Here is a 12,815-nt window from a genome sequence, read left to right as displayed (position 1 = left end):
CTTATCTTTTTACTGCACTTTTATTGCACTTTTTTCATTTCTTTGTTTCGCAAGTAGTCTACAGTAAATTGATTCTTTGGTGAAGTATCATAATTTTGTTTTGCTTCTTTAAAGGAAATGGCTCCATTTAATTTGTTAGCTACCTCGAAATTACTGTTAGGATAAAGATGTCCATACGTTCCTAAAGTCGTCTCAATATCTTCGTGTCCTAGACGATCTTTAATGATAAGTGGATTTTCTCCCATACTGATTAACAAGGAAGCATGAGAATGCCGTAACCCATGGATTCTGATTCGATGGATACCAGCCAGCTTAGCATAGCGTTCAATAGCATATGATAGTGTATGTTTTTGGGTAGGAATACCGTTATAGCTCATTACAAAGTCTGTCTGAATTAGATTTTGTTGTACTTCCTTCCATTCGGATAAATAAGTTAATGTGCATTTATCTAATACAATATGACGAACGCTCGCCTTTGTTTTTGGTTCAACAAATCTATAATTCGATTGATTCTTGTAATAGAGTGTTTTGTTGATGGTTAGTACTCCTGAGTCAAAATCAATATCTTCCCATTGAATGGCAGTAGCTTCACCAATTCGCATTCCAGTCATAAATAAAAACCACAGAGAGATAAATAAAAAGTGTTGATAGTAATCTTCTTTGTAAATTAGAGAGATTACTTTTTCAAATTCTTCTTTTGTCCAAAATTCAATTTTAGACTTTTGCTTTTTCACATTGCCAATAATCTTAGATGGATTTGTGGTGGTTATCCCAAGGACAATTGCTCGATCCATAGCAACTGAAAATAGTCCTTGAACAGCTCTTACATAAGAAGACTTACACTTCTTTGATAATTTTAGTTGCCAATTTTGCACATCAATAGGCTCAATATCGGAAACAGCCATTTTATCAAAATAAGAGAAATGCTTCTTAATAGTTGGTAAGCGATTTTCATATGTTCTGAGCTTTACCTGTGTCTTATACCATGGAAGGAAAATTTCAAAGATATAATGTTTAAACGTCATTTTATCCTTATTCTCACTTAATTCTTCTGGTTTCATCAATAGCAGTTTCGAATATTCTTCTCTTGCTTCTTTTTTAGTAGTGAATCCACTACGATATTTTTGAATTTTTTTCCCTTTAGAATCATAACCTAGATTTGCACGAAAATAATAGGTTCCATTCTTTGCTTTTTTTATTGGGTCTTTAACCATAGTTTTTACTCCTTACTGTGCAAAAACTACTCAGACCTGTTTTCATTTGAAAACCGAATTCCTAGAATTTCTTCAACAGCTTCACGAGGGACTCTATCTAGCTTTCGAGATTGATAGTAGATATGCCCTTTTGTAATCATCAATTCTTTTGCTTTTTTTATGATGTCTGCTGAAAAAGAAGTTCCATATCCTAGCTCAACTAAATCCTTTTTTGTGACCGTTATCATTATTACTCCTTTCCCAATTATAGGCTAGGAAAACTCCAATATTCACCTATAATTATATCAAATAGTTTTATAATAATACACTGACAAGAGAAGAATATCTTAGCAATCGAACAGCTCTAGCAAAGCTCACAGGAATTTCACTTCTGCATGGTTCTCATGTAGCCGTACCCATTGCCTGTGACGCTTCTAACGCTCGGACTATGGCTATACGGGAGTATCATTATCACGATAAGAAAGTCATGGCAGCAATCCTGCTAAAGATTACTTTCGAATTACTAACATGAATCGCTCACTAATTTTGTAGGTCATGGCGTGTTAGTTCATCAGCTCTTTTCTTACCGAAACGTATTCGATTGCCTTTATTTGGTTGTCAAAGAACGTTTGGCTTGTTAGCCTATCAAAACCTACTGAACACACAATATGCTTTGATGGAATAACAAACCTCCCAAATCGGGAAGCGTGGATACGATTCGACACGCTTCCACGAAAAAATGGGACTATTTAATTTCGAACGATAAAATCTTAGAGATGAGTTTCGTTTCCATTCTGCCACGTAGGGTTTCATCAATAACCATATGAGAATTTCCATATTCGTCTGTCATGCGACGTAATGAACGTTTTGAGGTATACCCTCGATAATGTTTAACAATCTGATTAATTGCTTCCACGTCGCCATCTGTCGCCTTTACAATGAGGGGGAAGGGAACCCTTGGATAAGCTGTTTTCATTCTTTACACTCCTTCATGAATTCTTTAATCATGGCTAGTCCACTTATTCGATGACGATAAACAGTCGAACGATTCAATTTTAGTAACTCCGCAATCTCCACATCACTCATATCCATAAAGTAATGAAGTAAAATAATGTTCCGTTTTTTCTCTGAAAGATGACGCAGGGCTTCACTTAATAAATCACTTTCAACATTGATTCTTAATCCAAATAATTTAAATAGTTGGAAATCAGTGACGTACGTATCAACAGTAGAAAAAGAGTTGACAAGGTAGTTATCTATATCAGAAAACGAGACTTCTTTTGCTGATAGTCTGTCTAGATGTTTGAAGTAATCTTTTCGTTCATCTTCAATAACTTGTTTACAGATATAGTCAAACTGATTTTCTATTGTGGTCTGAAAAGAAGATGGTTTCATGTTTCTCACCCCCTTTCTGTCTAGGAAAGGAAGTGAGCCTTGCTCGTTTATCTCCTTTCACTCTTAGTCCCAATGTGAAAGGGGGATTTGTTGCATTACTGATAAATAAACTTTGTAAAAAAGTTCTGAATAGCCAAAAAAGCATATAAACAGATTTATTTCTCTGTTTACATGCTTCTGTTATTCTATCTATATGATTTATAAAACCACATTGGTGGACGTACTTATCTATTGCAGATAGACGACTTTTTTTGACAAGAACCCAATGTAAGGAAATTTATTGTATATGATGTACTTCATGGCGACGTTGACCTCCAACAAACCGCCATTTGGAAGTAATATACAATATTTTAACAGCGTAAATAGCACTACCATATAACGGTTTTTTTTATTGGCGTTTAGTAGTGCTTTTTATTAAATATAAACCTATAAACCATATAACACGTTTTTCTATACCTGTTTTTAATTCAGTAGGAACAATAAAATGTATAGAGGTGGTCTACTATGCGTAAAAAAGAAGATAAATATGATTTTAGAGCCTTTGGTTTAGCCATTAAAGAAGCTCGATTGAAACGAGGTTTAACTCGTGAACAAGTGGGAGCATTGATTGAAATTGACCCACGGTACTTAACTAATATTGAAAATAAAGGGCAACACCCCAGCATACAAGTTCTTTATGACCTTGTATCGTTACTTCATGTTTCCGTTGATGAATTTTTCTTACCTGCTAATAACTTGGTAAAAAGCACCCGACGATTACAGATAGAGAAATACATGGATAGCTTTACAGACAAAGAACTATCCTTAATGGAAGCACTAGCAAAAGGTATCAATGAAGCAAGAAATATTGAAGGCTAGTCAGTAAAATTCAGATAAACAAAAAGAGCCGATAAGATGAGAGTTTCATTTCTCAAATTATCGGCTCTGCGTCTTGGCGTCTGGCTCTTTGATTGTTATTATATTCATTTTTTGAACATTAATTAAAGTTTCGTTCTTACATTTGGGGCAGTATAAAGGGAAATTTTTAAGTATAGTATCCACTCGTATTCGTAGTCTTGTTTTATTTCCACAAATAGGACACAATATCCACTTGTAGTTTATAATAACTATCTCCTCCTTTACACTTTAATTCAAATCTTTATTAAAAAATATTTCATCTTATTTAACAAGAAACCATATTTATATAACAACATAAAATACACTAAGTTATTTTATTGAACATATATCGTACTTTATCTATCCGACTATTTGGACGACGGGGCTGGCAAACAGGTTCACCGGTAGTAACATGGTACCCTTTTAACTCTGTTAAACAAACACTACGTCCATTTGTAAAGAAAGTTAAATCACTACGATATTCTTGAATACACCGAGCAGGGATTTCTCCACTAAGAATGACCTCATTATTTTTCAATTGAGTGTCTACGATGTTCGCACAATATTTAGGAGCATCGATGTATGCTCGTGAAAGATATTCCTGTGGTGCATAAACTTTAAAACTAAGATATGGCTCTAACAATTCTGTTCCAGCTTTTTTTAAGACTTGTTCCAATACAATAGGAGCAAGCATCCGAAAATCTGCTGGGGTACTAACAGGGCTATAGTATAAGCCATACTTAAAACAGATTTTACAGTCCGTCACATTCCAACCATACAATCCTTGTTCACAGCCATAGCGTATCCCCTCCATAACTGCATTTTGAAACGATTGATTTAAGTATCCAAGAGAAACCGAGCTCTCATACTGTACTCCGCTCCCTAATGGAAGCGGTGCTACAGATAGACCAATGGAAGCCCAGAAAGGATTCGGTGGAACTTCGATGTGAATGGTATACTCTGCTTTTTTTAACGGTCTTTCCATATAAATGACTGTAGGCTCTTTTATTTCTATCTCCACATGATACTTTTCTTGCAGCAGAGCACAAGTCACTTCCATTTGTACTTTCCCTAAGAAAGAAAGTATGATTTCATGTGTCGCAGAATCCACATAATATCGCAGAAGCGGGTCACTGTCGGAGATTTCTAAAAGTGCATCAAGTAACATTTCCCTTTGTTGAGGTTTGCTCGGTTCAACAGTCGTTTGCAGCAGAGGGAGGGGATTTTCAATTCTCTCTCTCTGTGGCAATAGCTTTGTATCTCCAAGAACACTATTTAACTTCAAAAACTCATTCTGCAAAATAACAATTTCCCCGGAATAAGCCTTATCGATTTTACATAATTCACCATTTATTGAAGTATACATTTCTGTAATTTTTATTTTTTCCTTTTCCGATATTCTAACCGAATCTCGCAAATGCAGTACGCCACTATAAAGACGTATATATGCAAGACGCTGTCTTTTTTCCGAATACTCAATTTTGAAAACTTTTCCGCAAAGTTCAGACTGACCTCGATGTGTTGATGAATAAAATTTATTCGTAATCACTTCTATAAGGTTATCAATCCCTATATTGTTTTTTGCACTTCCGTGATAAACAGGGAACAGGGAACAATTATGAAATCTTATGCTTTCCTCTTGTTCGAGTTCCAATGCTTCTAATGATTTACCGGACATATATTTCTCTAAAAGGTCATCGTTTCCCTCTATTACCGTATCCCATTGTTCAGATTCGGTAAAGTTCATTACACGCATATTAGGATGCAGTTCTACCTTCTGTTTGATTACAATTTCCGCAGAAAGTTTCTCTTTAATATCCTGATAAACCGTTGATAAATCAATTCCATTTTGGTCAATCTTATTGATAAAAAAGATTGTGGGAATACCTATTTTCCTAAGTGCATGAAACAATATACGAGTTTGTGCTTGTACGCCATCTTTTGCAGAAATCAGTAGAATTGCCCCATCTAATACTGATAATGAACGATATACTTCTGCTAAAAAATCCATATGTCCTGGCGTGTCTATGATGTTTATCTTAGTATTTTTCCACTGAAAAGAGGTTATCGCCGTCTGAATTGTAATTCCTCTCTGACGTTCTAAAAGCGTATTATCCGTCCTCGTTGTACCTTTGTCCACGCTTCCTAATTCTGTAATCGCTCCACTGTTATATAATAAGCTTTCTGTTAAGGTAGTTTTTCCCGCATCAACATGAGCTAAAACTCCAATATTAATAATTTTCATGTGATTTTCCTCCATTCAAAAGCCCAAAAGGGCATAAAAATCCCAGTGATAAATACTCTTATCACTGGGATTTTTATGCATAACCATAGGCATACAAAGCATACAGATATTCTCCGGATACTTTAGAATCACATGATAAAGGTATTCTTAAACTGGGTACAAAAAACTAAGCCCTCCTAAAAAAGGACATCCAATTATTTGTTCCCACTATCAAATTGACAGTTTATTTAAGAATACCTTGCCGCATATTTATTAACTCCTTTTAAATAGATACTTAAATAATAGCACGTAAGAGCATATTTGTAAAGGAATCTCCAATTTTTTCATATATTATATGATTAATTTTATAATAAATTTTTTCATAGGATCTTATCATAAGATATGAGAAAATATAAAACCAATCTATAAGTTTAATTTTTTTTACAGTTTTTTTACAAAGTCTTCAAAAACCTCTTCAGGTGTTTTGAATCCTAAACACTTCATTGGTCGAGTGTTAATCTTCTTGACCACCTTATCAAGTTGTTTTTGAGTAATCAAGGACCAGTCTGTTTTTTTAGGAAAGTATCTGCGTATCATACCTATCCGATTTTCAATACTTCCTTTTTCCCAACTATGGTATGGATTACAGAAATACGCTTTTTTTATTATTCTTTTTGCTCCGCGAAGCGGAGTCCAGCTAGCATTCGGTTGAGCTGTGAACGGGCTTGTCCCGTGAGTCCGCTCGAACCGGTTGTTAGGTGGCGCCAGTCCACATTTTCCATTATTTTCTTCGCAATTGCAAGCAAATCATCGTTTTCCTGCGTATGTATAGGTATGGGAACTTACATTCCCCATCGGGAAGGGATAATCCAGACCATAGTCCGCAATTCTCTAACCCAGTACCAAGCCTACGCAAGTCCATCGCATACTATCCTTGACCGCCTTGAGCATTTTGCTGAATGTGCCGATTGGACCAAGGGTGTTGCTCGAATACGTTGCCATGATTGTGGACATTCGTACTTCAGGCCATTTTCGTGCAAGGTTTTCCACCTTTGTCCCTCGTGCGACCAAAAACGAACCTTACTCTATGCTGAATACCTGGCCGAGGATTTGCTTCTTGATCTACCGCATCGACAATTTGTTTTTACGATTCCAAAAATTCTCCGTCCCTATTTTAAATCTGATAAGCACCTGTTTGGCGAAGTGTCCAGGCTAGCATTCTCCTTACTTTCTGATTTTTTCTCCCTGGCAGCCGGTCAAGAACTACTATGTGCCTGTGTTGTCAGCTACCAGTCGTTTGGTGAATTCGCTCGATTCCACCCGCACTGGCATGTTCTGGTTCTGGAAGGTGGTTTCACCAAGCACGACCGTTTTGTATATATGCCAATCGGGGCCGACGAAGGGATGCTCAAGGTCTGGCAAGCAGCGATTTTGGCTTTGTTTCTGCGCAAACAGTTGATCGATAAAGCTCGTGCAAACATGTTCAAGGACTGGAAGCATTCCGGCTTTAGTATCGAGAGCGATACCAGGTTATTCAGCAAGACCGATCGAGAAGCCTTGGGGCAATATGTTGTCCGAGGGGCTACCTGTGCAGAAAAAATCCAGTATGATCCAGTTTCTGACACTGTAATTTGGACAGCCAGCCCAAAGGGCTTCTACAAAGGAAAAACAGAGACCTTCAAAGGCTTTGAATTCGTCGACCAGCTTGTGGCCCATTTACCACCAAGGCGGGTTCAATTAGTCCGTCGTTATGGGGTATATGCCGGAAAAGTCCGTAAGCAGTGGCAAGAGCGCCCCAATATTTATAGCCTGGCTCCAGAAAGTTGGCAAAAAGGTCATCCAAGCGTGTCTAAAATTGTCCAAGCAAAAGCGCCAGAGAAGCCAGAGAATGAGGAAGCGATGCAAGTCCCTGATGCATGGTCTAAACTGCGTAAACAAAGTTGGGCAAGGTTGTTACAAAAAGTCTACGAGGTCGATCCGTTTATCTGCCCAAAATGCCAGGGGTCAATGTCGGTTGTGGCGATAATCGAGGATCCCAAGGAGCTTGCCAAGATTATTAACTGGGCAAAGCAGCAGGAACGGGAGCAGCCAGTGGCCGTCTGTGCTCGTTCACCTCCTGAGCTTGCTTTGGTGTCGGTATAATACCCAAGAACGAAGTTTATGCGGAACAGGATAACACCTCGAAATCGGAGTTTATATGGCTTCGTGGGGAAGTTATATGTGTTAGCTTTCTCGCATTGGCGCGTATCAGGGGTTGACGGCAGAAATAGACTGGAATTACACTTCTTGGAGTCGGCGTTGCCGGAAAATTCTGATTGGATTAGTTGTTCGGGGTGCGAAAACAGTCGTAGTTCGGGGAAAAAACCGAATTTTGACCCGAAACCGCAAAAAACCCGAAATGACAGTTCCTATCAGTTAATATTCTTGTTTGAGACTGAATCCCCTCTACTCCTGATATAACTATTATTGCACCATCTAAAACACTTAATGAGCGTTCAACTTCTGAAATAAAATCTACATGTCCTGGAGTATCAACAATATTTACTTTAACATCATTCCAAGTGAAAGATATGGTTGAAGATTTAATAGTAATTCCTCTCTTACGTTCAAGCTCCATTGAGTCTGTCTGTGTGTTACCTAAATCAACCCTTCCAACAGATTTTATAGCTCCACTATAATATAATAAATTCTCTGTTATCGTTGTTTTTCCAGCATCCACATGTGCAACGATTCCTATATTAATTATTTTCTTCATAATCGCCACCTCCAACTCTATTAGACGCCTTCTTATCCATTATCATAGAAACAATATATAGAACCAATACTGGTGTCACTAATAACGAAGTACATGCTATACCAATACTTACTGAAATATTCGTAGCTATAATTCCTATAATTGGCCCACCTAAAATTTGACCTAAGGCATTTATTTGTCCATTTATAGAAAGCACAGTAGCTCTAGCCTTATCATCTATATGTCCATTTAGCCATGCACTGAATATAGGTTTATTTATAGTTCTAAAGGTATTTGTTGCTAAATACGCTATTAACATTAAGCTAAAGTTTTTTGTGATAGCAAATATAAACATAAATAATATATAAAATATATTTATACCTATCAAAAGCTTTCCATTATTATTTTTATCATCATCAAGTCTATTTGACATAAAATTCATAACTATTGCACTTAACACCATTCCTGCAATTCCAAAAATCCCAAACCAAGTGACTGGGTTAAGATTCCAAAGCTTAGGAAGCACAGTATCTTGCAGAAAATGTGCATTAGAAAGTCTGTCATATCCTTCGCTCGACAATCCATAAAACAAAGTCACAGAAAGTAAAATCATAATTATAGATTTACTTTTTATAAACTTAAGACCAGACTTAAAAGTATATCCCATCTTCTTGAATGTATTTAAATCCTCTGGAGCAGATGGTTTAAAATTATTTTCTGGCATATATACCCCTAAAAATAATGCAAGAATTATAAATAAAACTCCACTAACTATAATAGGCAATCTTACAGAAAAATTAGCTATTACAGTGCTTAATACTATTCCAATAACTGATCCTATCTGTCCTACTTGTGCCCCCTTCATATAAATTTGATCCAAATCTTTACTCCTCTCTTCTTCTGCAATCCATGCTTCAAGAGATCCGCTGATGAAAGTAGAACCCACTCCCCATACTATCTGTGCTGCAAGTACGAAAATAAAACTAGAAATAGAGCCCTCTAAAATAAGTCCTAACCCTGTTAAAACTGCACCTATAACAATAGATAGTTTACGACTATATACATCCGCAACTATACCTGTAGGAATTTCAAATATGAAACATGCTGTCTCTAAAGTAGTTCCAACAAGTATAAGCTGAAGTGGATTTAAATGAACATTTTCAATGTGATACACTATCATAACTGTCGCTATCAACGAAAAACACATTGCAGTAATAGCTGAAAATAATAAATAAATTTTATATGCTGAAAGTTTATTAACCATTAATAATCACCATCCTAGTATTTCTTAAAAAATTTGTCTTTCTTTTCTTGAATACACCGAGCAGGGATTTCTCCACTAAGAATGACCTCATTATTTTTCAATTGAGTGTCTACGATGTTCGCACAATATTTAGGAGCATCGTTGTATGCTCGTGAAAGATATTCCTGTGGCGCATAAATTTTAAAACTAAGATATGGCTCTAACAATTCTGTTCCAGCTTTTTTTAAGACTTGTTCCAATACAATAGGAGCAAGCATCCGAAAATCTGCTGGGGTACTAACAGGGCTATAGTATAAGCCATACTTAAAACAGATTTTACAGTCCGTCACATTCCAACCATACAATCCTTGTTCACAGCCATAGCGTATCCCCTCCATAACTGCATTTTGAAACGATTGATTTAAGTATCCAAGAGAAACCGAGCTCTCATACTGTACTCCGCTCCCTAATGGAAGCTGTGCTACAGATAGACCAATGGAAGCCCAGAAAGGATTCGGTGGAACTTCGATGTGAATGGTATACTCTGCTTTTTTTAACGGTCTTTCCATATAAATGACTGTAGGCTCTTTTATTTCTATCTCCACATGATACTTTTCTTGCAGCAGAGCACAAGTCACTTCCATTTGTACTTTCCCTAAGAAAGAAAGTATGATTTCATGTGTCGCAGAATCCACATAATATCGCAGAAGCGGGTCACTGTCGGAGATTTCTAAAAGTGCATCAAGTAACATTTCCCTTTGTTGAGGTTTGCTCGGTTCAACAGTCGTTTGCAGCAGAGGGAGGGGATTTTCAATTCTCTCTCTCTGTGGCAATAGCTTTGTATCTCCAAGAACACTATTTAACTTCAAAAACTCATTCTGCAAAATAACAATTTCCCCGGAATAAGCCTTATCAATTTTACATAATTCACCATTTATTGAAGTATACATTTCTGTAATTTTTATTTTTTCCTTTTCCGATATTCTAACCGAATCTCGCAAATGCAGTACGCCACTATAAAGACGTATATATGCAAGACGCTGTCTTTTTTCCGAATACTCAATTTTGAAAACTTTTCCGCAAAGTTCAGACTGACCTCGATGTGTTGATGAATAAAATTTATTCGTAATCACTTCTATAAGGTTATCAATCCCTATATTGTTTTTTGCACTTCCGTGATAAACAGGGAACAGGGAACAATTATGAAATCTTATGCTTTCCTCTTGTTCGAGTTCTAATGCTTCCAATAATTTCCCAGACGTATATTTCTCCAAAAGGTAATCATTTCCTTCTATTACCATATCCCATTGTTCAGATTCGGTAAAGTTCATTACACGCATATTAGGATGCAGTTCTACCTTCTGTTTGATTACAATTTCCGCAGAAAGTTTCTCTTTAATATCCTGATAAACCGTTGATAAATCAATTCCATTTTGGTCAATCTTATTGATAAAAAAGATTGTGGGAATACCTATTTTCCTAAGTGCATGAAACAATATACGAGTTTGTGCTTGTACGCCATCTTTTGCAGAAATCAGTAGAATTGCCCCATCTAATACTGATAATGAACGATATACTTCTGCTAAAAAATCCATATGTCCTGGCGTGTCTATGATGTTCATCTTAGTATTTTTCCACTGAAAAGAGGTTATCGCCGTCTGAATTGTAATTCCTCTCTGACGTTCTAAAAGCGTATTATCCGTTTTCGTTGTACCTCTGTCCACGCTTCCTAATTCTGTAATCGCTCCACTGTTATATAATAAGCTTTCTGTTAAGGTAGTTTTTCCCGCATCAACATGAGCTAAAACTCCAATATTAATAATTTTCATGTGATTTTCCTCCATTCAAAAGCCCAAAAGGGCATAAAAATCCCAGTGATAAATACTCTTATCACTGGGATTTTTATGCATAACCATAGGCATACAAAGCATACAGATATTCTCCGGATACTTTAGAATCACATGATAAAGGTATTCTTAAACTGGGTACAAAAAACTAAGCCCTCCTAAAAAAGGACATCCAATTATTTGTTCCCACTATCAAATTGACAGTTTATTTAAGAATACCTTGCCGCATATTTATTAACTCCTTTTAAATAGATACTTAAATAATAGCACGTAAGAGCATATTTGTAAAGGAATCTCCAATTTTTTATCAAAGAGAGTACGTGATTACAAAATAGCTGTAATAATGTACCAATATTTGTTATTTTACAATCTTCCAATTATCTTGTTTTTCTAATATCAACTCAAATTGCGAGATTTGGGTTGCCTTTGTTTCTTGATCTAAATATTTCACAGCGACATTCACGATTACTTGGTTATCTTTTCTGGTAAAGATAGGATTCACCAATTCCTCGAAAACATATTCCTTGTTAATCATAGGTAACACATGATTACTTACATAGTAAGTCAATTCTTTTTCTGTGGCGGTAGGATAGAGCTGGAAGAACGTTTCTAAAAAGCTAGTGATTTCGTCCATCGTTTCTGTATCTACTGTATGGTCACTTTCTAGCTGTTTGGGTTGGTAGTCCGATTTTTGAGGTTTCTTACTCATTGTCGGATTTTTGATAATAACCATATTATCTGATTCATCTATATGGACAACCACATGAAAGCTAGACGATATAGTTTCCTTGTCTTTGTCTTCGGCAATAACTTGTTCAACAGAAAACAGTACCTCAAAGGTGTTCTCATTCACTTGAGAAACCTGCCACACCTGTATATCGTTCACACTAGAACTAGTAGGAATATCCTTACGAATCATTTCTTCATTTAATACCTGCAATTCTTCCGTCAAATAATGGGTCAATTTTTCATTTCGTTTATCAATGGCTTCTTGGGATTGTTGCCACGAAAAGTAGTCTTTCGCAAAGGATTTCACAAAACTTTCTACTTGGTTGGTATCGACAATCTGCTGTTTAATGATTTCTGTTTCACGGACAGTATGAGTGTCAATGGCAGTAAAATTTTTATAGATTCCAAATCCGACACTACCAATCAATAAAACCCATAAAACAAAGGTTAATTTCTTATGCGTGCCAACTTTAATCATCGGAACTTTTCTTTGCTTGCTCGGTTTTTTAGATTTCTTTGGTTTCTCCTTCTTTTCTTTTCGCTCGATTTTTATAATCATTTGATTCATTCCTTT

The 12,815-nt window shown here is 36.3% G+C and carries 13 protein-coding genes and 4 pseudogenes; 3 read left to right on the top strand and 14 right to left on the bottom strand.

The window, feature by feature from the left end; all coding sequences use genetic code 11:
• Positions 1 to 20: 20 nt before the first annotated feature.
• Entirely contained in the window at positions 21 to 1,214 is a 1,194-nt protein-coding gene (locus tag D2A30_05295) for a site-specific integrase (protein ULL21039.1), read from the bottom strand.
• 26 nt (positions 1,215 to 1,240) lie between these two features.
• Complete coding sequence (locus D2A30_05290) at positions 1,241 to 1,441, bottom strand: DUF3173 domain-containing protein (GenBank protein ULL21038.1); 201 nt, start codon at positions 1,439 to 1,441, stop codon at positions 1,241 to 1,243.
• 143 nt (positions 1,442 to 1,584) lie between these two features.
• On the opposite strand from D2A30_05290, the pseudogene D2A30_05285 reads away from it, so the two are divergent.
• Positions 1,585 to 1,745, top strand: a pseudogene (locus tag D2A30_05285) (conjugal transfer protein).
• Positions 1,746 to 1,938: 193 nt separating this feature from the next.
• Here the strand turns inward: D2A30_05285 and D2A30_05280 are convergent.
• The 3 genes from D2A30_05280 to D2A30_05270 all read right to left on the bottom strand — a co-directional run bounded on the left by D2A30_05280 (position 1,939) and on the right by D2A30_05270 (position 2,888).
• On the bottom strand, positions 1,939 to 2,169 hold the full coding sequence (locus tag D2A30_05280; protein ID ULL21037.1) for a helix-turn-helix domain-containing protein: 231 nt from the start codon (positions 2,167 to 2,169) through the stop codon (positions 1,939 to 1,941).
• Complete coding sequence (locus D2A30_05275) at positions 2,166 to 2,597, bottom strand: sigma-70 family RNA polymerase sigma factor (protein ULL21036.1); 432 nt, start codon at positions 2,595 to 2,597, stop codon at positions 2,166 to 2,168. Before D2A30_05275 ends, D2A30_05280 begins: the two co-directional genes overlap by 4 nt.
• Before the next feature lie 219 nt (positions 2,598 to 2,816).
• Positions 2,817 to 2,888: a hypothetical protein gene (locus tag D2A30_05270; protein ULL21995.1), complete on the bottom strand. Its 72-nt coding sequence runs from the start codon at positions 2,886 to 2,888 to the stop codon at positions 2,817 to 2,819.
• A 204-nt stretch (positions 2,889 to 3,092) separates the two neighbouring features.
• Here D2A30_05270 and D2A30_05265 point away from each other — a divergent pair, with 204 nt between their 5' ends.
• Positions 3,093 to 3,446, top strand: coding sequence for an XRE family transcriptional regulator (locus D2A30_05265; protein ID ULL21035.1), 354 nt, complete (start codon positions 3,093 to 3,095; stop codon positions 3,444 to 3,446).
• 57 nt (positions 3,447 to 3,503) lie between these two features.
• On the opposite strand, the gene D2A30_05260 is transcribed toward D2A30_05265, so the two are convergent.
• The 4 genes and pseudogenes from D2A30_05260 to D2A30_05245 all read right to left on the bottom strand — a co-directional run bounded on the left by D2A30_05260 (position 3,504) and on the right by D2A30_05245 (position 6,348).
• Positions 3,504 to 3,671 carry a conjugal transfer protein gene (locus tag D2A30_05260; GenBank protein ULL21034.1) on the bottom strand — a complete coding sequence of 56 codons (168 nt, stop codon included), beginning with the start codon at positions 3,669 to 3,671 and terminating at the stop codon, positions 3,504 to 3,506.
• Positions 3,672 to 3,789: 118 nt separating this feature from the next.
• Positions 3,790 to 5,709, bottom strand: coding sequence for a tetracycline resistance ribosomal protection protein Tet(M) (gene tet(M) / locus D2A30_05255; GenBank protein ULL21033.1), 1,920 nt, complete (start codon positions 5,707 to 5,709; stop codon positions 3,790 to 3,792).
• Positions 5,710 to 5,724: 15 nt separating this feature from the next.
• Positions 5,725 to 5,811: a tetracycline resistance determinant leader peptide gene (locus D2A30_05250; protein ULL21032.1), complete on the bottom strand. Its 87-nt coding sequence runs from the start codon at positions 5,809 to 5,811 to the stop codon at positions 5,725 to 5,727.
• A 318-nt stretch (positions 5,812 to 6,129) separates the two neighbouring features.
• A pseudogene (locus D2A30_05245) lies at positions 6,130 to 6,348 on the bottom strand (IS30 family transposase).
• A gap of 174 nt (positions 6,349 to 6,522) precedes the next feature.
• Between D2A30_05245 and D2A30_05240 the strand changes: the two are divergent.
• The gene (locus D2A30_05240) at positions 6,523 to 7,830 is read left to right on the top strand and encodes a transposase (GenBank protein ULL21031.1); all 1,308 of its coding nucleotides are present in this window, start codon (positions 6,523 to 6,525) and stop codon (positions 7,828 to 7,830) included.
• A 274-nt stretch (positions 7,831 to 8,104) separates the two neighbouring features.
• On the opposite strand, the pseudogene D2A30_05235 reads toward D2A30_05240, so the two are convergent.
• The 5 genes and pseudogenes from D2A30_05235 to D2A30_05215 form a co-directional block, all read right to left on the bottom strand.
• A pseudogene (locus D2A30_05235) lies at positions 8,105 to 8,443 on the bottom strand (GTP-binding protein).
• Positions 8,427 to 9,686, bottom strand: a complete 1,260-nt coding sequence (gene tetA(P), locus D2A30_05230) for a tetracycline efflux MFS transporter TetA(P) (protein ID ULL21030.1) — start codon at positions 9,684 to 9,686, stop codon at positions 8,427 to 8,429. Before tetA(P) ends, D2A30_05235 begins: the two are co-directional and overlap by 17 nt.
• Positions 9,687 to 9,730: 44 nt before the next feature.
• A pseudogene (tet, locus tag D2A30_05225) lies at positions 9,731 to 11,494 on the bottom strand (TetM/TetW/TetO/TetS family tetracycline resistance ribosomal protection protein).
• A 15-nt stretch (positions 11,495 to 11,509) separates the two neighbouring features.
• The gene (locus D2A30_05220) at positions 11,510 to 11,596 is read right to left on the bottom strand and encodes a tetracycline resistance determinant leader peptide (protein ID ULL21029.1); all 87 of its coding nucleotides are present in this window, start codon (positions 11,594 to 11,596) and stop codon (positions 11,510 to 11,512) included.
• 274 nt (positions 11,597 to 11,870) lie between these two features.
• Complete coding sequence (locus D2A30_05215) at positions 11,871 to 12,809, bottom strand: conjugal transfer protein (GenBank protein ID ULL21994.1); 939 nt, start codon at positions 12,807 to 12,809, stop codon at positions 11,871 to 11,873.
• Between the last annotated feature and the right edge of the window lie 6 nt (positions 12,810 to 12,815).

The organism is Streptococcus suis (assembly GCA_022354845.1).
Lineage (GTDB): Bacteria > Bacillota > Bacilli > Lactobacillales > Streptococcaceae > Streptococcus > Streptococcus suis_AA.
This window is presented reverse-complemented; position numbering and strand designations above follow the sequence as displayed.

Bases quoted from the DNA above. Each gene is read 5' to 3' on its own strand.
- D2A30_05295 (ULL21039.1), bottom strand. From the start codon at position 1,214: ATGGTTAAAGACCCAATAAAAAAAGCAAAGAATGGAACCTATTATTTT.
- D2A30_05290 (ULL21038.1), bottom strand. From the start codon at position 1,441: ATGATAACGGTCACAAAAAAGGATTTAGTTGAGCTAGGATATGGAACT.
- D2A30_05280 (ULL21037.1), bottom strand. From the start codon at position 2,169: ATGAAAACAGCTTATCCAAGGGTTCCCTTCCCCCTCATTGTAAAGGCG.
- D2A30_05265 (ULL21035.1), top strand. From the start codon at position 3,093: ATGCGTAAAAAAGAAGATAAATATGATTTTAGAGCCTTTGGTTTAGCC.
- D2A30_05250 (ULL21032.1), bottom strand. From the start codon at position 5,811: ATGCTTTGTATGCCTATGGTTATGCATAAAAATCCCAGTGATAAGAGT.
- D2A30_05240 (ULL21031.1), top strand. From the start codon at position 6,523: ATGGGAACTTACATTCCCCATCGGGAAGGGATAATCCAGACCATAGTC.
- D2A30_05220 (ULL21029.1), bottom strand. From the start codon at position 11,596: ATGCTTTGTATGCCTATGGTTATGCATAAAAATCCCAGTGATAAGAGT.
- D2A30_05215 (ULL21994.1), bottom strand. From the start codon at position 12,809: ATGAATCAAATGATTATAAAAATCGAGCGAAAAGAAAAGAAGGAGAAA.